Below are 22,273 nucleotides of genomic sequence, written 5' to 3' on the forward strand. Positions count from 1 at the left end.
TGGGCTCCTTGTCGTGCTGTGGTCCACTCATGCTGCTTCCGTCCGGTCCGCGGCCATACCGGCCGCGTCCAGCAGGGCGGTCCCCACGATCAGGTCCGCTCCGCCGAACTCGGGATCGTCCAGCTCGGTGCCGTCGTCCACGGCGAACAGCAGCTTCTCCTCGCCCTGCCGGTAGGCGGTGCCGACGGCCGGGCTGGCCGCGTGGACCGCCAGCAGCGCCACCAGGTACGCCAGGTCCGGGTCGCCGGTCCGCCGGGCCTCGGCGAGCAGCCCGGACAGTCTGCGCGGGGCGTCCGCCGGCAGGTCCAGCAGCTCCGTCGCGGCGGCCAGCTGCTCCTCGCTGAACCGGCTGTCGTCCGGTGTCGCGATGAGGTCGGGTTCGGGCATCTCGGCGCCCAGGTGCTCCCGCTCCACGGGCGGGGTCAGCAGTATGTCGACGAGGTCCCCGACCCGCACGGACACCGGTGTGCGCAGTCCCGTGCCGCGCGCGAAGAAGGCGTCCGTGACCCGGATCGCCCGCTCCAGGGGCAGCGGCAGGACGGGGGCGACGAGATGGCCGTAGAGGTCTATCCCGGACGTCGTCGCCGGCGCGGCGAAGGCCTGCCGGTCCTGTTCGGCGCGGAACAGCGGGCCCGCCTCCAGCAGGCGGGACTGGAGCTGGGTGTGACGCCGGATGCAGTCCTTGACGATGTCGACCAGTTCGGCGGCGCGGCGTTTGTGCTCGGGCTCCTCCGTCTCGTCGCGGGCCCTGCGGATGTTGGTGAGGATGGCGTTCTCGTGGCGGTAGCGCTCGGCGACGTGGTCCAGGGCCTCGGCGATCATGTCGGGCACGGCGTTGAGCCAGTCGACCGCGCGGACGTTGCGCCGGGTGGCGTCCAGGGCCCGGCGGAGCGTCTCCGAGTACTGAACCGTGCGGTAGCGGGCCTGCTCGGCGGCGAGCTGGGCGTCGGCGAGCCGGCCGCGGTTGATCAGCACCTCCAGCTTGACCTCGGCGGCGATCTGGGCGCTGGTGACGTCGGTGTCGAGGGCGCCGACCAGGACGTTGACCGCCTCGTCGGTCGTGCGCAGGTACACCGTGCCGCCGGGGCCGGGGACCTCCTCGATCAGCTTGAAGTCGTAGTCACGGCGGACGTACGTGCCGTCCGAGGCGAAGGTGCCGTAGACCGCGCGGAAGCCACGGTCCACGCTGCCGACGTTGATCAGGTTCTCCAGGACCCAGCGGGCCACCCGCTCGTGCTCGGCGGTGGGCCGGTGCGGGGCCTGGGCGGCGATGCGCGGGATCAGCCGGGCCACGATCTGCTCGTGGTCGGCGCCGGTGTCGAAGTCCATGTTCAGCGTGACCAGGTCGATGGCGGCCAGCGCCACCTCGGCCATCCCGTACACCGAGTACTCACCGGCCAGGTTGGCCTTGCGCGCGTCCAGGTCATGCAGGGGCGCGGTGCAGGCGAGCGCGCGCAGCCGACGCGCCAGCCCCTCGTCGGCGGCCGGACCCGGAGCCGGGCGCGGCCCCGCGCTGAGCTGGGGCGGAACACGGTCCGTCGATGCAGGCGAAGTCACGGTGCACAGACTAGGTCCTGGGTCTGACATCGGCCCAAACGGCTCAGAAGCGACGGCCGTCACACAAGCTCAAGAGGTGCCAGCCGCATCCTCTCCGACCCGGCGCCGGTACACCTCGACGACCCGTTCCAGGGAGTCCGCGAGGTACGTCTCCAGCAGCCGTTCCGCGCCGCGCCGGTCCCCGGCCTGCAGGGCCTGCAGGATCCGGGCGTTTCGGGCGAGGTACGGCTCGTGCAGGCGGCGCGGGTGGTCGACGACGTGAAAGGCGAGGCGGAGTTCGGCGAAGACGCTGCGCATCAGTTCGTCGGTGCGTTCGCTGCCGGCCAGGGCGACGAGTTCCCGGTGGAAGTGGATGTTGGCGGTACCCAGCTCTTTCCAGTCGTTCTCCGCGGCCGCCGTCCGCCCCTCCTCGACCGCCGCGATCAGCCCGCCCAGCCGGTACGGGGGTGGGCCGAGCCCGCGCACGACGGCGCACTCGACCAGGGAGCGCGTGCGGTAGATGTCCTCCACGTCCTCGACGGTCAGGACTCGTACGAAGACCCCGCGGTTGAGCTCGTGGATCAGCAGGCGCTCGTGGGTGAGCAGCCGGAACGCCTCGCGCAGGGTGTTGCGGGAGACGCCGAGCGCCCCGCCGATGCTGTCCTCCGACAGCCGGGTGCCGGGCGGGAAGTAGCCCTCGGCGATGCGGCTTCTGAGGACGTCCGCCACCCGCTCCGCGGTGCTGGTACGGCCCAGGAGGACACGGTCGCCGGCCAGTCCCGTCAGCTGCTCTGCCATGCCCGGAATTCAATCGCAGACCCCAGAACGAAACAACGCGGGTATTGAAGGATCGTTGAACGATCCTCTACGGTGCTCCGCACGGCTCACTTCCCAGCACCCTCCGTCCCCCTACTGCGAGGTGCCCATGAGCACGACTCCACCGCCCCGTTCCCCCTCCGCCGCCTCCACCGGCGCACTGCCCGTGCGGGCCGGACACACCGACGACGACGGCGCGTTCGGCTGGCTGCGCGCCCTCGGCCCGCGTGGCCGGCGCGCCTTCGCCGGCGCCTTCGGCGGCTATGCCCTGGATTCCTACGACTACTTCACCCTGCCGCTGAGCATGGTGGCGCTCGCGGCGTACTTCGGTCTCGATAGCGGCCAGACCGGCCTGTTCACCACGGTCACGCTGGTGACCTCGGCGGTCGGCGGCGCCGCGGCGGGCGTGCTCGCGGACCGGGTGGGCCGGGTCCGCGCCCTGATGGTCACGGTGATCACGTACGCCGTCTTCACCGTCGCCTGCGGCTTCGCGCCCACCTACGAGACCCTGCTGGCCTTCCGCGCCCTCCAGGGCCTCGGCTTCGGCGGCGAGTGGGCCGTCGGCGCGATCCTCGTCGCCGAGTACGCGAGCGCGCGCCACCGGGGCCGCACGCTCGGCGCGATCCAGAGTTCCTGGGCGGTCGGCTGGGGACTGGCGGCGGCCGTCTACACGCTGGTCTTCTCCCTCGCCGGCGACGACCTGGCCTGGCGGGTGATGTTCTGGACCGGCGCGCTGCCGGCGCTGCTCGTGGTGTGGCTGCGCCGCGGGGTGCACGACGCGCCCACGGCGACGGCGACCCGGGAACAGGATGCGCGGCGCGGCTCGTTCGCGGAGATCTTCCGGCCCGGCCGGGACGGCGCCCCGGGCCTGCTGCGCACCACGGTCTTCGCGAGTCTGCTGTCCACCGGTGTGCAGGGCGGCTACTACACGCTGGCGACCTGGGTGCCGACGTACCTGAAGTCGGAGCGCGGTCTGTCGGTCGTCGGCACCGGCGGCTATCTGACCTTCCTGATCTCCGGCGCCTTCCTCGGCTACCTGACCGGCGGTCAGCTCACCGACCGGCTCGGCCGGCGGAACAACATCTGGCTGTTCGCTCTGCTGTCGGCCCTGTGCATCCTGGTGTACGCGAACATCCCGCACGGCGCGGACACCCTGCTGCTGGTGCTCGGTTTCCCGCTCGGCTTCTGCATGTCGGCCATCTTCAGCGGCTTCGGCTCCTACCTGAGCGAGCTGTACCCGACGGCGGTGCGCGGCACCGGGCAGGGCTTCACGTACAACACGGGCCGGGCGGTGGGCGCGGTGTTCCCGACCCTGGTGGGCTTCCTCGCGGACAGCTGGGGCGTGGGCGGCGCGCTGGTCTTCGGCGCGGTCGGCTACGGCCTCGCGGCGCTGGCGCTGCTCGGGCTGCCCGAGACCCGCGGGAAGGAGCTGGCGTGACGCGGGTGAACCGTACCGAGGACCGTGCCGTCATCACGGTCGATGCGCACGCGCGCGCGTGGAGCCCGAAAACCGCGCGGGCCCGCTTCCGCGACGGCCTGGCCGGACCGACCGCCGGAGTCGCGGCGGGGCACACGCAGGCCAACCTGATCGCGGTGCCCGCCGACTGGGCCTACGACATGCTGCTGTTCTGCCAGCGCAACCCCAGGCCCTGCCCGGTGCTCGACGTCACCGACGCCGGCTCTGCGGCGACCGTCCTCGCCGAGGGTGCCGATCTGCGCACCGATCTGCCGCGCTACCGGGTGTGGCAGGACGGCGAGCTGGTGGACGAGCCCACGGACGTGCGCGCGTACTGGCGCGACGACCTGGTGTCGTTCCTGCTCGGCTGCAGCTTCACCTTCGAGTGGGCGCTGGCCCGGGCGGGCGTGCCGATCCGGCACGTCGAGCAGGGCCGGAACGTGCCGATGTACGTGACCGGCCGGGAGTGCCGGCCGGCGGGCAGGCTGCGCGGGCCGATGGTGGTGTCCATGCGGCCGGTGCCGCCCGAGCATCTGGGCACCGCCATCCGGGAGAGCAGCCTGCTGCCGGCCGTGCACGGCGGCCCGGTTCACTGCGGGGATCCCGCGGGCCTCGGCATCGGGGATCTCGGCCGGCCCGACTTCGGCGAACCCGTGACCTTCGCCGACGGTGACATCCCGGTGTTCTGGGCCTGCGGAGTGACCCCGCAGGCGGCCGTGATGGCCTCCCGGCCGCCGTTCGCGATCACGCACGCCCCGGGCCGGATGTTCCTGACCGACGCCCGCGACGAGCAGTACCGGCTGGCCGGCATCGACTGAGGCCGGTCGTAGCAGCAGCCGCGTACGAGGCCCCGTACGACAAACCCGCACGAGAACCGGAGACACGAGAACACCATGACCGCGATCACCGCGATCGATCTGAACGCCGACCTCGGCGAGGGCTTCGGCCGCTGGCGGCTGACCGACGACGAACAGCTGCTGTCCGTCGTCACCAGCGCCAACGTGGCCTGCGGCTTCCATGCCGGGGACGCGGCCACCATGCGCCGGGTGTGCGAACAGGCGGCCGAGCGCGGGGTCACGATCGGCGCGCAGGTCTCCTACCGGGACCTGGCCGGTTTCGGGCGGCGCACGATGGAGGTGCCGCCCGCCGAGCTGGCGGCCGAAGTGGCCTACCAGATCGGCGCCTTGGAAGTGTTCGCCCGGGCGGCAGGGGCGCGCGTCGCGTACGTCAAGCCGCACGGCGCGCTCTACAACCGGGTCGTGCACGACGAGGAGCAGGCCCGGGCGGTGATCGACGGCGTGCGGCTGGCGGACGCCTCGCTGCCGGTGCTGGGCCTGCCCGGCTCGCGGCTGCTGGCGCTGGCCGCCGAGGCGGGGCTGCCGGCGGTCACGGAGGCGTTCGCGGACCGCGCGTACACCGACGAGGGCACGCTGGTGCCGCGCGGCCGGGACGGGGCCGTGGTGACCGACCCGGACGCCGTCGTGGAGCGCTCGGTTAGCCTCGCGCGCTCCGGCGCGGTGATCGCCCACTCCGGCGCACGGATCCGCGTGCGGGCCAGGTCGCTGTGCCTGCACGGCGACACGCCCGGCGCGGTCGGCCTGGCCCGCCGGGTGCGCGAGCGGCTGGTGGCCGCGGGGGTGCGGCTGGAGGCGTTCGCGTGAGGGCGCTTCCCGTCGGCGACGACGCGCTGCTCGTCGAGGTGACCTCCGGGGAGGAGGCGCAGGCCCTGCACGCGGAGCTGCTGCGGCTCCGCGCGGAGGGCACGCTGCGGGTCCGCGAGATCGTCCCGGCGGCCCGCACGGTCCTGCTCGACGGGCTGGCCGACCCGGCCCGCTGGGCGGCGGAACTGACCACCGCGCGGGTACCGGCCGTGCCCGCACGCGCGCGCGAGCTGATCGAACTGCCCGTGCGCTACGACGGCCCGGACCTTGCGGCGGTCGCCGAGCGCTGGGGGCTGACCGCGCGGGAGGCCGCCCGCGTCCACGCCGGCACCGAGTTCACGGTGGCGTTCTGCGGCTTCGCCCCCGGCTTCGGCTATCTCACCGGTCTCCCGGACCGCTACCACGTCCCGCGCCACGCCACTCCGCGCACGTCCGTTCCGGCCGGTGCCGTTGCGCTGGCCGGGCCGTACACGGGCGTGTACCCGCGTTCCTCACCGGGCGGCTGGCAGCTGATCGGCACGACGGACGCGGTGCTGTGGGACCACACGCGCGTGCCGGCCGCGCTGCTGACCCCGGGGACGCGCGTGCGGTTCGTACCAGTGGGGGACGCATGACCGACCGTGCGCTCGTCGTGGTGCGCGCCGGGGCGCTGACCACCGTGCAGGACCGTGGGCGGCCGGGGTACGCGCATCTCGGCGTGCCCCGTTCCGGCGCGCTCGACCCGCCCGCGGCGGCGCTGGTGAACCGGCTCGTCGGCAACCCGCCGGAGGCCGCCGTCCTGGAGACCACCCTCGACGGCTGCGCGATGCGCCCGCGTTCGACGGTGACCGTGGCGGTCGGGGGCGCGCCGTGCCCGGTGGCGGTGGGTGGTCGCCCGGCCGCGTGGGGCGCGCCGGTCGTGGTGCCGGCGGGCGAGCTGCTGGAGGTGGGCGCGGCCACGGCCGGTGTCCGCAGCTACCTCGCCTTCGGCGGCGGGATCGCCGTGGAGCCGGTCCTCGGCAGCCGCGCCACCGACCTGCTGTCCGGCCTTGGTCCGGCCCCGCTGGCGGACGGCACGGTGCTGCCGCTGGGCGCCCCGGCCGGCCCTCCCGCGCGTGTGGACGGCGCGCCGCAGCCGGCTCCGCCGGCCGCGCTCGTGCTCCGGGTGACCCCCGGCCCGCGCGACGACTGGTTCACGGCGCGCGCGGTGCGGGACCTGGCCACGCGCGCGTACCGGGTGTCCGCGGCGAGCAACCGCATCGGCCTGCGCACCGAGGGGCCCGCGCTGGAGCGGGCCCGGACCGGTGAACTCCCCAGCGAGGGCATGGTCCTGGGCGCGGTGCAGGTCCCGCCGGACGGCCGGCCGGTGATCTTCCTCGCGGACCATCCGACCACCGGCGGCTACCCGGTCGTCGCGGTGGTCCGCGCCGCCGACCTGCCGGCCGCGGCGCAGGCACTGCCGGGCACCCCGGTCCGGTTCGTACCGGTGCGGCGCCGCTGAACGTCGGCGACCCCGCCGTCCGCGACCGTCCTGGGCCCGGGTACGACACCTTCCGCCGGGGCGGCCGTACCGTCGCCGAGGCGGCACCGCTGAGCCGCGGTGCCGTCGCCGGAGCCGCACCGCTGAACCCCGGTGCCGTCGCCAGGACCGCACCCCTGACCCCCGATGCCGTTCCCGGGGCCCTCCGGGAGTGCCGCAAGGGCTGCGGAGACCGCGGCCGACGCGCGCAGGTCCAGGCGGGCGCCGGTTCCCCGGGCCCGGTGGTGCAGCTCGTCGGCGGCGAGGCGCAGCAGCTGCGGCAGCAGGTCGTGGCAGCGCCGGAGCACCCAGCCGGTCCCGGCCGTGGCCAGCCACCACAGGCTCGCCGTGGGGGTCGGCTCGGGGGACTGCGGCTCGGGTGAGGGCGGTGCACCGGTGGCGCGGCCGGCCGCGGCGAGCAGGGCGTGGCAGCGGACGGCGAGCTGCCGGTGGCCGCGCTCGCCCGGGTGCAGCCGGTCCGCGCTCCACAGGGTCCGGTCGGTGATCCAGGCGTGGTCCGCCGCGTGCAGGTGGACGGCGTCGTACCGGTCGGACAGCGCGTGGACGACCGCGTTGACCGCCTGTTGCCGGCGGGCCAGCGGGCGGGCCAGGGCGTCCGGGAGCCTCAGCATGGCGCCGGGGTCGGGCAGGCAGGCGGTGAGCAGCGTGGCACCCTGCCGCGTGAAGGCCGCGTAGACCTGGTCCAGGCGGGCGGCCACGGCCCGGATGTCGAACGTGCGGCGCAGCGTGTCGTTGACGCCGACGACCACGGAGACCAGGTCGGGGCGCAGCTCCAGGGCCGCCGGTGTCTGCCGTTCCAGCACGTCCCGGGTCTGCGCCCCGGCGACCGCGAGGTTGGTGAACCGCACGTGCTCGCTGTTCTCGGCGAGGGAGGCCGCCAGCAGCGCGGCCCAGCCCCGCCATCCGGTGCCGACCGGGTCGCCCACGCCCTCGGTCAGCGAGTCCCCGAGGGCCACGAAGCGGATGGGGCCGCTCCGCTGTGGTGCGGCGGCTGTCATGCCACGCCCTCCGGCACGGCGGGCCGGGCGTCGGGGCGGCGCAGCACCTCCGCGTCGTGGGCCGCAAGGAAGGCTTCCACGGCCGTTCCCCAGCCGAAGCACTCCGCACGCGCGCGTGCCGCTTCGCGCCGCTCGCCCTCACCGCGCTCCAGGAGGAGTTCCACGGCGTCCGCGAACGCCTCGGCACCGCCGGCGGCGGTGGCTCCGGCGGACCCGATGACCTCGGGCAGCGCGGACGCCGCGCTCGCCACCACCGGCGTGCCGCACGCCATGGACTCCAGCGCGGCCAGTCCGAAGGTCTCGGCGGGCCCGGGGGCGAGGCACACGTCGGCGGAGGCCTGGAGCGCGCCGAGGGCCGTCCGGTCGGAGACGTGCCCGAGGAAGGTCACCGGGAGCCCGCGGTCCCGCGCGCGCTGCTCCAGCCGGGCGCGCAGCGGCCCGTCCCCGGCCACCACGAGCACCGCCCGCCGCCCGCGCCGCAGCAGCGTGCCGAGGGCGTCCAGGGCCGTGCCGGGGCGCTTCTCCACGGACAGCCGGGAGGCCATCACGAGCAGCGCCTCGTCCCCGCGCGCGTAGCGGGCACGCAGCCCGGGGTCGTGCAGCGCGGGGTGACGTTCCATCAGGTCGACGCCCAGCGGGGCGCGTACGACGTTGCGCGCGCCGATGCGCACGAACTCGCGCTCGGCGAACTCGGTGGTGCACACCACCCGCGCGTAGACGTGGGCGGTCCGGGTGTTGAGGGAGTCGGCGGCGCGCCGGGCGAGGTGCTCGGGCAGGCCCCAGGTGCGCAGCACGCCGTCGGCGGTCTCGTGCGAGACCATCACGGCGGGCACGCGCGCGCGGCGCGCCCAGCGGCCGGTCCAGCGCAGGGTGGTCCGGTCGGAGACCTCCAGCCGGTCCGGGGCCAGCTCCGTCAGGAGGGCGGCCACGCGCCGCCTGTCGGTGAGGACGCGGTAGCCGCCGGTGCCGGGCAGCAGCGGGCCGGGCAGGGTGATGACCCGGCCCTGTTCGGTGTCGCGGTCGGTGTGCCGTTCGCCGGGCACGATCAGCACGGGTTCGTGGCCGGCGGCCACGAAGCCCCTGCCGAGTTCCCGCAGGGCGGTGCGCAGGCCGCCGGAGGCGGGGGCGACGAAGTTGGCGAGCCGGACGATGCGCAGGGGCTGCCCGGTCATGCCGCCACCGCCGTCCTGCGGGCCGCGAGGACGTCCTCGTAGTGGCTGAGCAGCTGGTCGCCGACGGCGGCCCAGGTGCGGCCCTCGACGGTCGCGCGGGCCGACGCGCCGTACGCGGCCCGCCGCACGGGATCGGCGGCCAGGGCACGCACGGCCGCCTCTACGGCGCCGGCGTCGCGCGGCGGGACCAGCAGGCCGGTACGGCCGTGGTCGACCAGGTCGAGCGGGCCGCCGGCGGCGGGCGCGACGACCGGGACGCCGCTGGCCATGGCCTCCTGGACGGTCTGGCAGAACGTCTCGAAGGGGCCGGTGTGCACGAACAGGTCCAGGGAGGCGAATATCCGGGCCAGGTCGTCGCCGGTGCGGCGGCCCAGGAAGACGGCGCCGGGCAGGGCCTCGGTCAGGTGCGCCTGGCTGGGTCCGTCGCCGACGACCACGACCCGCACGCCGGCCAGCCCGCAGACGCCGGAGAGGAGTTCCACGTGCTTCTCGGGGGCGAGCCGGCCGACGTAACCGACGATCAGTTCGCCGTTCGGGGCGAGGGCGCGGCGCAGCGCCTCGTCACGGTGCCGTGGCTGAAAACGTACGGTGTCCACGCCGCGCGGCCACAGCCGGACCCGCGGCACGCCGTGCTCCTCCAGGTCGGACAGGGCGGCGCTGGAGGGGGCCAGGGTGCGGTCGGCGGCGGCGTGCACGGAACGGATCCGCCGCCAGGCGGCGGCCTCCCCGGCGCCCATGTAGGTACGGGCGTACCCGGCGAGGTCGGTCTGGTAGACGGCGACGGCGGGGACACCGAGCCGGGCGGCGGCCGCCATGCCGCGGACGCCGAGGACGAAGGGTCCGGCCAGGTGCACCACGTCGGGGCGGTGGGCGACGAGGGCCGCGGCGAGGCGCCGGCTGGGCAGGGCGACGCGGACCTGGGGGTAGCCGGGGAGCGGAAGCGAGGGGACCCGTACGACCGGGCACGGGGCGTCCGTGTCCGGGCCGCTGCCGGGCGCGGGGGCGGGGGCGACGACGAGCGGGTGGTGACCGCGATCTACGAGGTGCCGGGCGGTCTGGAGCGCGCAGTGGGCCACGCCGTTCACATCGGGGGGAAAGGATTCGGTCACGATGACGACACGCATACGGGTGTTGTCGCCGTGCCGGACGTGCCCGCGTCGACTTCGATCTTTCGGTGCGGGAAACGTCCCGTGAGCGTTGGCCGCGCACCCGAGCGGGTCAGACGGCCGTCATGGCCGCCTGACCCGCAGGTCACCCGGTGTTCACCCGGCGGGCGGTCGTCCGCCGGGACAGAGGGGCGAGGGGAGGCCGGCCCGTGCCGGGCGATGCGGGGTCAGCCGAGTGCCGCGTCCGGTCCGAAGCGGCTGCGAACCGCGGTCTGCACCTCGGCCTCCTCGGCCGGATCGACGGCCAGGCGGCGCAGGCGCTCCACGACCCGGGCGTCACCGGTCTCGGCGTGCCGGGCTGCGAGTTCGCGGGTGGTCTCCTCGCAGTCCCACAGGCATTCGACGGCGAAGCCGGTGGCGAAGGAGGGGTCGGTGGCGGCCAGCGCGCGGGCGGCGCGGCCGCGGAGATGGGACGAGGCCGTCTCCCGGTAGACGTGGCGCAGGACGGGGGCCGCGCACGCGATGCCGAGGCGTCCGGCGCCGTCGACGAGGGTCCCCAGAGTGGGGGCGTCGGGTCCCTCGCCGCGCACGGCCTCGCGGAGGGCGCCGAGGACGAGGTCGCGGTCCCGGGTGCCGCCGCGGGCGGCGAGCATGCGGCCGGCGGCGGCGCCGAGCGCGTCGGGGCGCTGGGCCCAGCGGCGCGCGCGGTCGACGGCGGCGACGCTGCGCATCCGTTCGAAGGCGTCGACGGCGGCCTCCACGACGAGCGCCGTCCCGTCGGTGACCGCGGCCTCGATCAGGTCGAGCGCGTCCCGGTCGTTGCCGTCGGCGAGGTAGCGCAGCGCGGTGCAGCGCGCTCCGTCGGTGCCGGTCCGGGCGGCCTGCACGATCTCGGGCCGGTCCTCTGGTCCGGCCACGGCGCCCAGGCAGCGGGCGGCGGGCACGTGGAGGGCGGCGCCGCGGTCGATGCCCTGCTGGGCCCACTCGAAGACGGCGCGCACGCTCCACCCCGGGCGGGGCCCGGTGGGTCGCATCTGCCGCTGCCAGCGGTCGAAGCAGCCGGCCTCGTGGGCGGCACGCACACGCGTGCCGATCGATTCGCGCGGATCCTCGGCCCACAGCCGCCAGGGCCGTGGTTCGAAGGCGTCGCGTACGGCGGCGGCCAGCTCGGCCTCGCCCTCGGCGTCGGTGCCGAAGCGGGCCAGGACGGGGACGGCGAGGGTGCGCAGACCCGCGTCGTCGTCCCTGAGGGCCAGCTCGTCCAGGGCCCAGGCCCAGTTGGAGCCGTGCGCCGCGTACCTGCGCAGCAGTTCCAGGGCGTCCCGCCGGCCGTAGGAGGCGAGGTGGCCGAGGACGGCCAGGGCCAGGCCGGTGCGGGACTCGTCGGTGTCGAGCACGTCCTCGGCGTCGAAGAGGTGCGCCTCCACGGCGTCCAGCTCGCCGTTCAGGTCGAGGAAGAGCCGGGCGTAGTACAGGGAGCGGTTCTCCAGCTGCCAGTCGTGGCGGGGGTCGCGCAGGACACAGTGGTTCAGGGCCGCGAGCGCTTCGGCGCGCGGGGCCGTGAGCGCGTGCAGCGTGCCGTCGCCACGGCCGCGCTGGAGCAGCCCGAGCAGCGTACCGCTGGGCGCTATGACCGGATCGAACATGGGAAACAGCCTCACATCAAGCGTCGACGCAACCGGGGAACACGCACTACCTGGCCGCGTGACACAACGTCGGAGCGCCCGCCGTCTCTTGCTTGCTGTAGACCATCTCTCTCTGCCTCTCGTCGGTGGCCCATGCGGACCGCATCACGGCCCGCGCGGTGCGGCAACACCTGCCCAGCCATCGCGTCCGTGAATCACGACGTCATGATGACCCGCGGTGTGTGCTGCCGCGACCGTATTTCCGGCGGCCCTGTACCGCCTCCCCCGTTTTCCGTGTCGTACCTGGTCAGTGCGTCGGCGTCAGTGGACGCCGAACAGTTCCAGCAGCTCCGTCTTGCCGAACATCCGGGCCGTGTCGACGGCCGACGGCGTGCCCGCGGAAGGATCGGCTCCGCCCTCGATGAGGGCCTTGATCACGTCCGTCTCACCCTTGAAGACGGCACCTGCGAGCGGGGTCTGGCCCCGGTCGTTGATCTGGTCCGCCGCCGCGCCGCGGGCGAGCAGCGCGCGCACCGCGTCGGCGTGGCCGTGGTAGGCGGCGAGCATCACGAGGGAGTCGCCGCGGTCGTTGGTGAGGTTGGCCGGAACACCCGCGTCGACGTACGCCACGAGCGCCTCGGTCTGCCCCTGCCGGGCCAGATCGAAGATCTTGGTCGCCAGCTCCACGACCTCGGGGTCGGGGGCTTCGCTCATCGGCCGGACCACCTCTCCATGCTGATTCGGGGACTGCTTCCTACGAGTGAATCGCCAGCGTACTGGCTTCTGTGGCACATGACCCGATGTGCCCGAGGTAAAGATCAGCAGCAGCTCCCGCCGCAGGCAACTCACCTGGTCAAACGGACACCGACCGGATCCTCCGAGTGGGGGAAATCAACCGATTTTCATCCAGTTGCACCTTTAATCGTATGGATACATCCTGTGATCCTGGAAGAACTCATGGTGACTGTCCCCCACCTTCGACACCAGGAGGCCCCAAATGATCCTCTCCCTCTCAGGCGTGCTGCTGCTCGGCATCGTCGTCTTCCTGTTCTTCCGCAAGGACGGACTGAAGGGCTCGCACGCCACGGTGTCGGCCCTGTTCGGCTTCTACCTGTCGACCACAGGCATCGCCCCGAGCATCAGAGCCGGAGGAGAGAGCCTGGCCAGCCTCCTGGGCGGCATCAAGTTCTGACCCCGCACGTCCCGCCCGCACGCACCCCCAGGAGTCAGCAGTGGCCCGGCGCCCCCTCCCCCGCATTCTGAGCAAGGACAGCGCCCAGATCGCCCGGACGCAGATCGCCCGGAGCAGGGAGCTGGCCCGGACGGCGGCCGACAGCGCCACCGACGTCCTCCACCCGCTGATCACCGTCACGCGCGGGCTGCGCCTGCTGGCCTCGGCCGGCCGGCGCAGGTGGGCGGACACCCCCAGGGACAAGCGGGGGCCACTTCTGTTCTTCGTGGCCTCCTTGGTGCTGCTCGTGGCCCTGATGCCGTACGGGCCGCTGCTCGCCGTCATCGCCGTGATGGCGGCAGCGGCCTGGCACGGCCGGGACCGCACCCCGCCGGCGCCCGAAGGGCCCGACGAGTCCCAGACCCAACGGCTCCAGGCGCTGTACGAGGCCCTGGTGCCGTACTTCTCCGGCGCCGACGACCCGGCACCGCTGTACGCGCACGGCGGCGAGTGGGAGAAGGCCTTCGCCGTGCACGAGTTCGACGACGCCGGGCGCGTCGCCCAGCTCGTGATCCGCTACCCCGCCTACTTCCCGGACGGCGAGCCCGAGGCCCGCGCGCGGATCGAGCAGTTGCTCACCGCGAAGGCCGGGCGGAGCCGCGAGTACCGCTTCGGGTGGGACGAGGCGGGCAACCAGCTCACCGTCACCGCTCTCGCACCGCTGCCCGCCGACGTCCCCGCCCAGCGCTTCGTCACCGCGCCCGGCGAGACCGTCCTCGGCTTCACCGACCCCAGCGAGGTCCCGCGCACGCTCCCCCTCTCCTACGGAGAGGAACAGATCGACATCCCGCCGGTCGTCTGGCGCACCGGCATCCGCTCCACCGAGCCGCACCTGCTGGCCCTCGGCCACCCCGGCAGCGGCACGTCCACCCTGCTGCGGTCCATCGCCCTGCAGACCCTGCAGTACGGCGATGTGCTGATCGTCGACGGCGGCGGCACCGGCGAGTACGCCTGCCTGACCGGACGGGCCGGGGTGCTGGCCGTGGAGTGCGCGCTGCCCGGGGCGCTGGCCAGCCTGGAGTGGGCAGCGCAGGAGACCGAGCGGCGGCTCATCGCGATCAACCTGGCGCGGCAGGCGGGCGACCCGCCGCCCGCGGACACCCGGCGCCCGCTGTGGATCATTCTCGACCGGCCGAGCGTCTTCGCGTACCTGGCCGCGGCGGACGGCCGCAAGGACCCGCAGGCGCTGCTCGGCGTGCCGCTGCGGCACGGGCGCGCGGCGAACGTGACCGTGGTCGTGGCCGAGCAGTTCGACAGTGCTGAGGCGTTGAGCGACGCCGTACGACAGCACACGCGCGCGCGTGTCGTGCTCGGGCCGGCCGCGCCGGAGCAGGTGGAGGCGGTGCTCGGGGTGCCGCCGCACACCACGCCGATGGCGCACGTGCCGCCCGGGCGGGGGTACGCCCGGCTGGGGTCCGGTCCGGTGCACCGGCTCCAGGTGCCGCGTACGCCCGACCCGTACGACGACGCCACGAGTGATGCCGACCGGCAGGCGGTGCTGGAGTTGCTGCCGCCGCGGGCCACTGCGGTGGAGGCGGAGCCGGCGGGTCTTGGGCGGCAGACGGATCCCGCGAAGCCGGCGGATCCCGCGGAGCCGATGGATCTTGCCAAGCCGGCGGATCTTGCCAAGCCGGCGGTGCAGAACGCACCGGTGGCGGCGGAGGCCGTGCCGGCCGAGAGCTGACCCGTCACCTCCGCCCCGGCCGAACGGACCGTTCCGCCACCCACGCCGACCGGCCGCCGCCGCGCGCCCACCCGCGGATGCCCCGGCTTCGGGCCCACGGTGGCCGCACCTCCCCGGGGCGCGGGGAGCTGCGCGATCAGCCCCAGCGAGCCGCAGCCCACGACGGGCAGGAACTCACCGCAGTCGGCCGTCCTCCGCGACCGCTTCCCCCGACGGTGAAGAGAAGCCGGACACCCCCCTCGAAGGCACCGTCGACACAGCCCCGAACCGGTCAGGCCACGAACGTGCGCGGTGCCTCCGTGCCGCCCGACGCTCCCGATTCCACCAGACGCGCCGCGGCAGCGAGCCGTACCGCCGCCTCCTCCGCGACCGCTCCCCCCACGGTGAAGAGAAGCCGGACACCCCCCTCGAAGGCACCGTCGGCACAACCCCGAACCGGTCAGGCCACGAACGTGCGCGGTGCATCCGTGCCGCCCGACGCTCCCGATTCCACCAGACGCGCCGCGGCAGCGAGCCGTACCGCCGCCTCCTCCGCGACCGCTCCCCCCACGGTGAAGAGAAGCCGGACACCCCCCTCGAAGGCACCGTCGACACAGCCCCGAACCGGTCAGGCCACGAACGTGCGCGGTGCCTCCGTGCCGCCCGACGCTCCCGATTCCACCAGACGCGCCGCGGCAGCGAGCCGTACCGCCGCCTCCTCCGCGACCGCTCCCCCCACGGTGAAAGGAAGCCGGACGTACCCCTCGAAGGCGCCGTCGACACCGAAGCGGGGCCCGGACGGCACACGGACGCCGGTCCGCTCGCCCGCCTCCGCGAGGCGGGAGCCGGAGAGGCCGCCGGCGCGGACCCAGAGCGTCAGGCCACCGCGCGGAACCTCGAACTCCCAGTCGGGCAGTTCCCGCCGCACCGCGGCCACCAGGGCGTCCCTGTTCTCCCGGGCCTGGGCGCGGCGCAGCTCGACCGCCTGGGCCCAGCCGTCGGTGCTGAACAGCCAGTTCACGGCCAGCTGCTCCAGCACCGGCGTACCCAGGTCGGCGTACGCCCGCGCGGCGACGAGGCTGCGGATGACGTCCGGCGCCGCCCGTACCCAGCCGATGCGCATCCCCGCCCAGAACGCCTTGCTGGCCGAGCCGACCGTGATCACCGTGGAGCCGGCCGGATCGAACCCGCACACCGGCCGGGGCATGCCGCCGTGCCGGAACTCCTCGTCGAGCCACAGCTCGGACATCGTCTCGTCGGCGACGAGCACCGTGCCGGCCGAGCGGGCCGCGTCCACCAGCCGGCGCCGCTGGTCCTCGTCGGCGAGCGCCCCGGTGGGGTTGTGGAAGTCGGCGACCACATAGGCGAGCCGGGGCGCCGCCTCGCGCAGGACCTGGCGCCAGCGGTCCATGTCCCAGCCGGACAGGCCCTCGGCCATGGCGACGGGGACCAGCCGCGCGCCCGTCTCGCGCATCAGCTGGAGGATGTTGGCGTAGGACGGCGACTCCACGGCGATCCGCTCGCCGCGGCCCGCGAAGAGATGGCAGATCGCGTCGATGGCGCCCATCGCACCGGTCGTCACCATGATCTGCTCCGGCATGGTGGGGATGCCGCGCGCGGTGTAGCGCTCGGCGATCATCGAGCGCAGGGCGGGCAGCCCGGCCGGGTAGTCGCCGTGGGTGTGGGCGTAGGGCGGCAGCTCCTCCAGGGCGCCCTGCACGGCCCGCGTGAGCCACGGCTCGGGCGCCGGGAGCGAGGCGCAGCCCAGGTCGATCATCGAGCCGAGGGACTCGGGGGGCAGGGGCTCGAGACCGCGGGCCGGGACCGGGTTGCCGGCCGGCACCGCGGTCCAGCTGCCGGCTCCGCGCCGGGATTCCAGGAAGCCCTCACCGCGCAGCGCCTCGTAGGCGGCGGCGACGGTGGTGCGGCTGACGGAGAGGGCCAGGGCCAGTTCGCGTTCCGCCGGGAGACGCGCGGCCACCGGGACGCGGCCCTCCAGCACGAGCAGCCGGATGCCGTCGGCGAGCGCGCGGTAGGCGGGCGGACGGCGGGTGCCGGGGCCGGCCGGACGGTCCTGCTGGGACTTGAGGAGCCGGGCGAGCTGTGCGGCCCCCACAGCCGAGGTCCACTGCGCCATGAAGATCAGTCCACCTTCCCCGAATTGGCCATGGATGACGATTCATCCCAAGCCACAGAGTGTCATGCGTCAGGCCACCGTCACCACTCAGGGGGGATCTCCGTGTCCACCGCCAGCCCGTCCACACCCGGCACAGCCACTTCCGACCCAGCCGCCGCCCCCGCCACCTCCGCCCCCGCCACCTCCGCCCCCGCCGCCTCCCGCAGAGCCACCTCCGGCACAGCCGCTCCCGAGGCCTCGGCTCCCGGTCGCCGCCGTATCGGCCGCCGGCTGGTCCAGCTGTACTCCGGACTCGCGCTCTACGGCGCGAGTTCCGCTCTTCTGGTGGGGGCGGGGCTGGGCCTGGAGCCGTGGAACGTGCTGCACCAAGGGCTCGCGGAGATGACCGGCCTGAGCATCGGGGTCGTGTTGATCATCGTGGGCGCGGCCGTACTGCTCCTGTGGATCCCGCTGCGCCAGCGGCCCGGGCTCGGCACCGTCTCCAACGTCTTCGTGATCGGCCTGGCGATGGACGGTACGCTCGCCCTGCTCCCGGACGCCCGTTCCCTCGCCGTGCGCGTCCCGCTGCTCCTGGCGGGCATCGTGCTGAACGGCGCGGCGACCGGTCTCTACATCGCGGCGCGCTTCGGACCGGGGCCGCGCGACGGGCTGATGACGGGACTGCACCGGCGCACCGGCAAGTCGATCCGGCTGATACGGACGGCCGTCGAGGTGGCGGTGGTGGTCACCGGGTTCCTCCTGGGCGGCACGATCGGGGTGGGCACCGTGCTGTACGCGGTGTCCATCGGCCCGCTGGCGCAGGCGTTCCTGCGGGTGTTCGCCGTTCCGTCGGCACCGTCGGGCAGCACGGTCGTTGCCGGGGCGACACCCGGGCAGGCGATACTGCGTTCGTGACCCTTGCGACGCCGCCCATCCGCCACCCCTATCTGGACCACCCGGGGCCGATCGCCTTCGCCCACCGGGGCGGGGCGGCCGACGGCCTGGAGAACACCGTGGCGCAGTTCCGGCGCGCGGTGGAGCTGGGCTACCGGTACATCGAGACCGATGTGCACGCCTCGGCGGACGGCCGGCTGGTCGCCTTCCACGACACGACCCTGGACCGGGTCACCGACGGCACGGGCCGGATCGCCGACCTGCCGTGGGCGGAGATTCGGCACGCGCGCGTGGGCGGCCGTGAACCGGTGCCGCTGTTCGAGGAGCTGCTGGAGACGTTCCCCGAGGTGCGCTGGAACGTCGACATCAAGGCGGAGCCCGCGCTGCGGCCCCTGCTGGAGCTGATCGAGCGCACGAACGCCTGGGACCGGGTCTGCGCGGGCTCCTTCTCCGAGGCGCGTGTGCTGCGCGCCCAGCGGCTGGCCGGGCCGCGGCTGGCCACCTCCTTCGGCACCCGCGGGGTGCTGAACCTGCGGCTGCGCTCCTGGGGGCTTCCGGCCGCGGTCCGCCGGTCGGCCGTGGCCGCGCAGGTGCCCGAGGCCCAGTCGGGCGTCCCCGTGGTCGACCACCGCTTCGTCCGCGCCGCCCACGCGCGCGGGCTGCAGGTGCACGTGTGGACGATCAACGACCCGGAGCGGGTGCACCGACTGCTGGACCTGGGGGTCGATGGCATCATGACCGATCACATCGACATGTTGCGCAAGGTCATGGAGGACCGCGGCGTCTGGGTCTGACCGCCCGGCCGCAACCCGAGCCTTCGCAGGACAACGGGGAAGCGAGGGCACGGGTGAGCACGGACACCCTGCGGAACGCGGCGGACGAAGCCGCCGGGCTCAGGCGCGAGCAACGGGGATGGTACGTCTACGACTGGGCGTGCTCCGTCTATTCGACGAGCGTCCTCACCGTCTTCCTCGGCCCGTACCTCACCTCGGTCGCCGAGCGGGCCGCGGACGGGGACGGCTATGTGCACCCGCTGGGCCTCCCGGTCCGCGCGGGCTCCTTCTTCGCCTACTCGGTCTCCCTGTCGGTGATCGTGGCGGTGGTCCTGATGCCGCTGGTGGGCAGCGCGGCCGACCGCACGGGCCGCAAGAAGCCGCTCCTCGCGGCGGCGGCCTACACCGGCGCGGCGGCGACCGCGGGGATGTTCCTCCTGGACGGCGACCGGTATCTGCTCGGCGGGGTGCTGCTGGTGGTGGCCAACGCGGCGCAGTCCGTCGGGATGATGATCTACAACTCGTACCTGCCGCAGATCGCCCCGCCGGACCAGCGGGACGCGGTCTCGTCCCGGGGCTGGGCGTTCGGCTACGCGGCGGGCTCGCTGGTCCTCGTCGCCGACCTGGTGCTCTACTCGGCGCACGACTCCTTCGGCCTGTCCGAGACGGCCGCGGTCCGCATCTGCCTGGCCTCGGCCGGACTGTGGTGGGGTGCCTTCACGCTCGTCCCGCTGCGCACGCTGCGCGACCGGCACGCGCGCGTGGCGCAGGCGACTGCTCCGGGGCTGCGGCAGCTCGCGGCGACGGTCCGGGACATGCGCAGGCATCCGCTGACCCTGGCGTTCCTGCTGGCGTACCTCGTCTACAACGACGGCATCCAGACGGTGATCACCCAGGCGTCGGTGTACGGCTCGGAGGAACTGGCGCTCGGCCAGTCGACGCTCATCGTGGCCGTGCTGCTGGTGCAGGTGCTGGCGGTGGCCGGCGCCCTGGCGATGGGCCGGCTGGCGCGGAGGTACGGCGCGCAGCGCACGATCCTCGGCTCGCTGCTGGCCTGGACGCTCACGCTGGCGGCGGGCTGGTTCCTGCCCGCGCGGGCGCCGGTGTGGTTCTTCCTGCTGGCCGCCGGGATCGGCCTGGTCCTCGGCGGCAGCCAGGCGCTGTCCCGGTCGCTGTTCTCCCATCTCGTGCCGCCGGGCAAGGAGGCGGAGTACTTCTCCGCGTACGAGATGAGCGACCGCGGGATGAGCTGGCTCGGCCCGCTGCTGTTCGGCATGACCTACCAGCTGACCGGAAGCTACCGGTCCGCGATCTTCTCGCTGGTGGCCTTCTTCGTCCTCGGTTTCGCCCTGCTCGCACGGGTCCCCGTGCGCCGGGCGATCCGCGAGGCGGGCAACCCGGTTCCGGAAAAGATCTAGGCGCCGATTTAGCACTCGGCGTGAAAGGGCGGTAGTGTACGCGTTTGGCCTGCCAGGCGTACCGTTACTGCGCGTCAAAGATGCCGAAACGCTGGGTGACATCTGCTAGCAGATGTGACAAACCGGGCGCCTGTGGGTAGAACAAGGGGCGGCTACGACGGCGACGCATGACCCGGAACGGGACCCGGAACGGGAATCTTTACCGCCGACCGGACGTTGACCGGATGACGACGACAGCGACACCTGTCCTGTGGGCGACAAGCCCGGGAGGCACGATTCATGAGTGAGCGAGCTCTTCGCGGTACGCGCCTCGTGGTGACCAGCTACGAGACGGACCGCGGCATCGACCTGGCTCCGCGCCAGGCCGTGGAGTACGCATGTGAGAAGGGGCACCGTTTCGAGATGCCCTTCTCGGTCGAGGCGGAGATCCCGCCGGAGTGGGAGTGCAAGGTCTGCGGTGCCCAGGCACTCCTGGTGGACGGCGACGGCCCTGAGGAGAAGAAGGCCAAGCCCGCGCGTACCCATTGGGACATGCTGATGGAGCGGCGCACCCGCGAGGAACTCGAAGAGGTCCTCGAGGAGCGTCTGGCGGTTCTGCGTTCGGGGGCGATGAACATCGCGGTCCACCCCAGGGACAGCCGCAAGAGCGCCTAGCCCCTGACGGGGCTCGGCTGCTTCATACAGCGCAACGCAACTGACCGCGGGCGCCGTGCGTGATCTCACGTACGGCGCCCGCGGTCGTTCGTGCGGGTGCGGACGCTCAGCGCGTCAGCGGCGGGCGGGGCTCCTGCGGGGCGTCGTACGGCCCGTCGTCCCTGATGACCTCGCCCTGCACCACCTTGCCGTCGGGCCGGTGCATCCGGACCTGCTGGAAGGCGTCCCCCAGGGTGCCCGGGGCGGCCTTGCGCAGGCTCCGCTCCAGGGCACTCTCCCCCAGGCGGCCCACCGCCTTCTGGACCGGCGGGAGCAGCAGGAGCAGTCCGGCCGCGTCCGAGAGCAGGCCGGGGATCATCAGCAGCAGGCCGCCGAGCATCATCAGGCCGTTGCCGCCGCCGCGCGCCGGCGAGCCGCCCTGCCGCAGCGCCTCGTTCAGGTTCTGGAAGGCACGGCGGCCCGCCCGCTTGATGACCACGGAGCCGGCCACGAATCCCGCGACGAGCAGCAGGAACACGGTGAGCCCGCCGGCCGCGCCGGCGACCAGGGTCAGCAGCCAGATCTCCAGCACCAGCCACGCGGCGAGGCCCAGCGGCAGATACCTGCGCAGCCGGGAGGGCCGACGGCGGGTGTACGGGGAGGTCGGAGTGCCAGTCGTCATGCCCCCAGTGTGCCTGGGCGCGGCTCAGCACCGGATAAGGGAGCGATCAGCCGTACCGGGAACCGGTGTGCTAGGCGCGCTTGTCCTTGCCGGCGAGCTTGCCCAGGCGGTCTCCGACGCCCCAGGCGGTGACCCGCCACAGCGCCTCGACCACGATGTCCCGGCTCATCTTGGAGTCGCCCAGCGCCCGCTCGACGAAGGTGATGGGCACCTCGACGACGTGGTACCCGGCCTTCACGGCGCGGCGGGCCAGGTCGACCTGGAAGCAGTAGCCCTGCGAGGCGACCTCGCCGAGGCCGAGGCCTTCCAGGGTCTCGCGGCGAAAGGCCCGGAAGCCGCCGGTGACGTCCCGGATCGGCACGTCGAGCATGAGCCGCGAGTAGGTCGAGCCGCCCCGCGAGAGGAACTCCCGGGACTTGGGCCAGTTGACCACCCGGCCGCCGGGCACCCAGCGGGAGCCGAGGACCAGGTCGGCGCTCTTGAGGGCGGTGAGCAGCCGGGGCAGTTCCTCGGGCTGGTGGGAGCCGTCGGCGTCCATCTCGATCAGCACGCCGTAGTCCCGCTCCAGGCCCCAGCGGAAGCCCGCGAGGTAGGCGGCGCCGAGGCCCTCCTTGCCCTTGCGGTGCAGGACCTGGACGTGGTCGTCCTCGGCGGCCAGCTCGTCGGCGAGCTTGCCGGTGCCGTCGGGACTGTTGTCGTCCGCGATCAGTACGTGCGCCTCGGGGACGGCCTTGCGTACCCGGCCGACGATGGACTTGATGTTCTCCGCCTCGTTGTAGGTCGGGATGATCACCAAGGCCGTGCCGAGCGGACCGAACTGCCTCCCCTGGGCCTTGGCCGCGAGGGTCCCGTCGCCGTCGTTCACTGCTGCCCCTTCATGTTGTACGCAGAGGTCCACCATAGTTGGCTGCGGCCTGTGAAGACGCGACGACGCGTTCGTATCGTGGTGTCGATTCCACAAGAGCGGGGTAAGA

20 protein-coding genes and 2 pseudogenes are annotated in these 22,273 nt (G+C 73.8%); 11 read left to right on the top strand and 11 right to left on the bottom strand.

What is annotated here, in order from left to right; translation table 11 throughout:
- Positions 1 to 27: 27 nt before the first annotated feature.
- Both S1361_RS07845 and S1361_RS07850 read right to left on the bottom strand, forming a co-directional pair.
- The gene (locus S1361_RS07845; RefSeq protein ID WP_208031121.1) at positions 28 to 1,557 is read right to left on the bottom strand and encodes a hypothetical protein; all 1,530 of its coding nucleotides are present in this window, start codon (positions 1,555 to 1,557) and stop codon (positions 28 to 30) included.
- Positions 1,558 to 1,626: 69 nt separating this feature from the next.
- The gene (locus S1361_RS07850) at positions 1,627 to 2,334 is read right to left on the bottom strand and encodes a GntR family transcriptional regulator (RefSeq protein ID WP_208031122.1); all 708 of its coding nucleotides are present in this window, start codon (positions 2,332 to 2,334) and stop codon (positions 1,627 to 1,629) included.
- A gap of 127 nt (positions 2,335 to 2,461) precedes the next feature.
- Between S1361_RS07850 and S1361_RS07855 the strand changes: the two genes are divergently transcribed.
- The 5 genes from S1361_RS07855 (at position 2,462) to S1361_RS07875 (ending at position 6,949) form a co-directional block, all read left to right on the top strand.
- Positions 2,462 to 3,790, top strand: a complete 1,329-nt coding sequence (locus tag S1361_RS07855; protein ID WP_208031123.1) for an MFS transporter — start codon at positions 2,462 to 2,464, stop codon at positions 3,788 to 3,790.
- 5 nt (positions 3,791 to 3,795) lie between these two features.
- The gene (locus S1361_RS07860; protein WP_208036517.1) at positions 3,796 to 4,626 is read left to right on the top strand and encodes a putative hydro-lyase; all 831 of its coding nucleotides are present in this window, start codon (positions 3,796 to 3,798) and stop codon (positions 4,624 to 4,626) included.
- A gap of 75 nt (positions 4,627 to 4,701) precedes the next feature.
- Complete coding sequence (locus S1361_RS07865) at positions 4,702 to 5,469, top strand: LamB/YcsF family protein (protein WP_208031124.1); 768 nt, start codon at positions 4,702 to 4,704, stop codon at positions 5,467 to 5,469.
- The gene (locus S1361_RS07870; protein ID WP_208031125.1) at positions 5,466 to 6,083 is read left to right on the top strand and encodes a 5-oxoprolinase subunit B family protein; all 618 of its coding nucleotides are present in this window, start codon (positions 5,466 to 5,468) and stop codon (positions 6,081 to 6,083) included. Before S1361_RS07865 ends, S1361_RS07870 begins: the two co-directional genes overlap by 4 nt.
- Complete coding sequence (locus S1361_RS07875; RefSeq protein WP_208031126.1) at positions 6,080 to 6,949, top strand: 5-oxoprolinase subunit C family protein; 870 nt, start codon at positions 6,080 to 6,082, stop codon at positions 6,947 to 6,949. Before S1361_RS07870 ends, S1361_RS07875 begins: the two co-directional genes overlap by 4 nt.
- 188 nt (positions 6,950 to 7,137) lie before the next feature.
- On the opposite strand, the pseudogene S1361_RS07880 reads toward S1361_RS07875, so the two are convergent.
- From S1361_RS07880 to S1361_RS07900, 5 genes and pseudogenes are all read right to left on the bottom strand, one after another.
- A pseudogene (locus S1361_RS07880) lies at positions 7,138 to 7,986 on the bottom strand (SGNH/GDSL hydrolase family protein); the annotation flags it as partial.
- The gene (locus S1361_RS07885) at positions 7,983 to 9,158 is read right to left on the bottom strand and encodes a glycosyltransferase (RefSeq protein ID WP_208031127.1); all 1,176 of its coding nucleotides are present in this window, start codon (positions 9,156 to 9,158) and stop codon (positions 7,983 to 7,985) included. The pseudogene S1361_RS07880 and the gene S1361_RS07885, both read right to left, overlap by 4 nt.
- A complete protein-coding gene (locus S1361_RS07890; RefSeq protein ID WP_208031128.1) occupies positions 9,155 to 10,282 on the bottom strand; it encodes a glycosyltransferase family 4 protein in 1,128 nt (375 codons plus the stop codon). Before S1361_RS07890 ends, S1361_RS07885 begins: the two co-directional genes overlap by 4 nt.
- 209 nt (positions 10,283 to 10,491) lie before the next feature.
- Entirely contained in the window at positions 10,492 to 11,910 is a 1,419-nt protein-coding gene (locus tag S1361_RS07895) for a HEAT repeat domain-containing protein (protein WP_208031129.1), read from the bottom strand.
- Between the two features lie 300 nt (positions 11,911 to 12,210).
- Positions 12,211 to 12,603, bottom strand: coding sequence for an ankyrin repeat domain-containing protein (locus S1361_RS07900; protein WP_208031130.1), 393 nt, complete (start codon positions 12,601 to 12,603; stop codon positions 12,211 to 12,213).
- A 283-nt stretch (positions 12,604 to 12,886) separates the two neighbouring features.
- Here S1361_RS07900 and S1361_RS07905 point away from each other — a divergent pair, with 283 nt between their 5' ends.
- Positions 12,887 to 13,081: a hypothetical protein gene (locus S1361_RS07905; RefSeq protein ID WP_208031131.1), complete on the top strand. Its 195-nt coding sequence runs from the start codon at positions 12,887 to 12,889 to the stop codon at positions 13,079 to 13,081.
- 40 nt (positions 13,082 to 13,121) lie between these two features.
- Positions 13,122 to 14,804 (top strand): hypothetical protein, encoded by a 1,683-nt coding sequence (locus S1361_RS07910; protein ID WP_208031132.1) that lies wholly within the window; start codon positions 13,122 to 13,124, stop codon positions 14,802 to 14,804.
- 439 nt (positions 14,805 to 15,243) lie between these two features.
- Here S1361_RS07910 and S1361_RS40495 read toward each other — a convergent pair.
- Both S1361_RS40495 and S1361_RS07915 read right to left on the bottom strand, forming a co-directional pair.
- Positions 15,244 to 15,396, bottom strand: a pseudogene (locus tag S1361_RS40495) (PLP-dependent aminotransferase family protein); the annotation flags it as partial.
- A gap of 15 nt (positions 15,397 to 15,411) precedes the next feature.
- On the bottom strand, positions 15,412 to 16,920 hold the full coding sequence (locus tag S1361_RS07915; protein ID WP_208031133.1) for an SCO1417 family PLP biosynthesis transcription factor: 1,509 nt from the start codon (positions 16,918 to 16,920) through the stop codon (positions 15,412 to 15,414).
- A gap of 258 nt (positions 16,921 to 17,178) precedes the next feature.
- Here S1361_RS07915 and yczE point away from each other — a divergent pair, with 258 nt between their 5' ends.
- The 4 genes from yczE (at position 17,179) to S1361_RS07935 (ending at position 20,638) form a co-directional block, all read left to right on the top strand.
- Positions 17,179 to 17,814 (top strand): membrane protein YczE, encoded by a 636-nt coding sequence (gene yczE, locus S1361_RS07920; RefSeq protein ID WP_208036518.1) that lies wholly within the window; start codon positions 17,179 to 17,181, stop codon positions 17,812 to 17,814.
- Positions 17,811 to 18,587: a glycerophosphodiester phosphodiesterase family protein gene (locus tag S1361_RS07925; RefSeq protein WP_208031134.1), complete on the top strand. Its 777-nt coding sequence runs from the start codon at positions 17,811 to 17,813 to the stop codon at positions 18,585 to 18,587. The genes yczE and S1361_RS07925 overlap by 4 nt, the downstream gene beginning before the upstream one ends.
- A gap of 53 nt (positions 18,588 to 18,640) precedes the next feature.
- The gene (locus tag S1361_RS07930; protein WP_208031135.1) at positions 18,641 to 19,984 is read left to right on the top strand and encodes an MFS transporter; all 1,344 of its coding nucleotides are present in this window, start codon (positions 18,641 to 18,643) and stop codon (positions 19,982 to 19,984) included.
- A 279-nt stretch (positions 19,985 to 20,263) separates the two neighbouring features.
- Positions 20,264 to 20,638 (top strand): RNA polymerase-binding protein RbpA, encoded by a 375-nt coding sequence (locus S1361_RS07935; RefSeq protein WP_003977404.1) that lies wholly within the window; start codon positions 20,264 to 20,266, stop codon positions 20,636 to 20,638.
- A gap of 106 nt (positions 20,639 to 20,744) precedes the next feature.
- Here the strand turns inward: S1361_RS07935 and fxsA are convergent, their stop codons facing one another.
- On the bottom strand, positions 20,745 to 21,299 hold the full coding sequence (gene fxsA / locus S1361_RS07940) for an FxsA family membrane protein (protein ID WP_208031136.1): 555 nt from the start codon (positions 21,297 to 21,299) through the stop codon (positions 20,745 to 20,747).
- A 70-nt stretch (positions 21,300 to 21,369) separates the two neighbouring features.
- Positions 21,370 to 22,164, bottom strand: a complete 795-nt coding sequence (locus S1361_RS07945; RefSeq protein WP_208031137.1) for a polyprenol monophosphomannose synthase — start codon at positions 22,162 to 22,164, stop codon at positions 21,370 to 21,372.
- Positions 22,165 to 22,273: the final 109 nt, after the last annotated feature.

It is taken from the genome of Streptomyces cyanogenus (assembly GCF_017526105.1).
Taxonomy (GTDB): domain Bacteria; phylum Actinomycetota; class Actinomycetes; order Streptomycetales; family Streptomycetaceae; genus Streptomyces; species Streptomyces cyanogenus.

Bases quoted from the DNA above. Each gene is read 5' to 3' on its own strand.
- S1361_RS07895 (WP_208031129.1), bottom strand. From the start codon at position 11,910: ATGTTCGATCCGGTCATAGCGCCCAGCGGTACGCTGCTCGGGCTGCTC.
- S1361_RS07915 (WP_208031133.1), bottom strand. From the start codon at position 16,920: ATGGCGCAGTGGACCTCGGCTGTGGGGGCCGCACAGCTCGCCCGGCTC.
- S1361_RS07885 (WP_208031127.1), bottom strand. From the start codon at position 9,158: ATGACCGGGCAGCCCCTGCGCATCGTCCGGCTCGCCAACTTCGTCGCC.
- S1361_RS07905 (WP_208031131.1), top strand. From the start codon at position 12,887: ATGATCCTCTCCCTCTCAGGCGTGCTGCTGCTCGGCATCGTCGTCTTC.
- S1361_RS07855 (WP_208031123.1), top strand. From the start codon at position 2,462: ATGAGCACGACTCCACCGCCCCGTTCCCCCTCCGCCGCCTCCACCGGC.
- S1361_RS07890 (WP_208031128.1), bottom strand. From the start codon at position 10,282: ATGCGTGTCGTCATCGTGACCGAATCCTTTCCCCCCGATGTGAACGGC.
- fxsA (WP_208031136.1), bottom strand. From the start codon at position 21,299: ATGACGACTGGCACTCCGACCTCCCCGTACACCCGCCGTCGGCCCTCC.
- S1361_RS07935 (WP_003977404.1), top strand. From the start codon at position 20,264: ATGAGTGAGCGAGCTCTTCGCGGTACGCGCCTCGTGGTGACCAGCTAC.
- S1361_RS07850 (WP_208031122.1), bottom strand. From the start codon at position 2,334: ATGGCAGAGCAGCTGACGGGACTGGCCGGCGACCGTGTCCTCCTGGGC.
- S1361_RS07900 (WP_208031130.1), bottom strand. From the start codon at position 12,603: ATGAGCGAAGCCCCCGACCCCGAGGTCGTGGAGCTGGCGACCAAGATC.
- S1361_RS07865 (WP_208031124.1), top strand. From the start codon at position 4,702: ATGACCGCGATCACCGCGATCGATCTGAACGCCGACCTCGGCGAGGGC.
- S1361_RS07875 (WP_208031126.1), top strand. From the start codon at position 6,080: ATGACCGACCGTGCGCTCGTCGTGGTGCGCGCCGGGGCGCTGACCACC.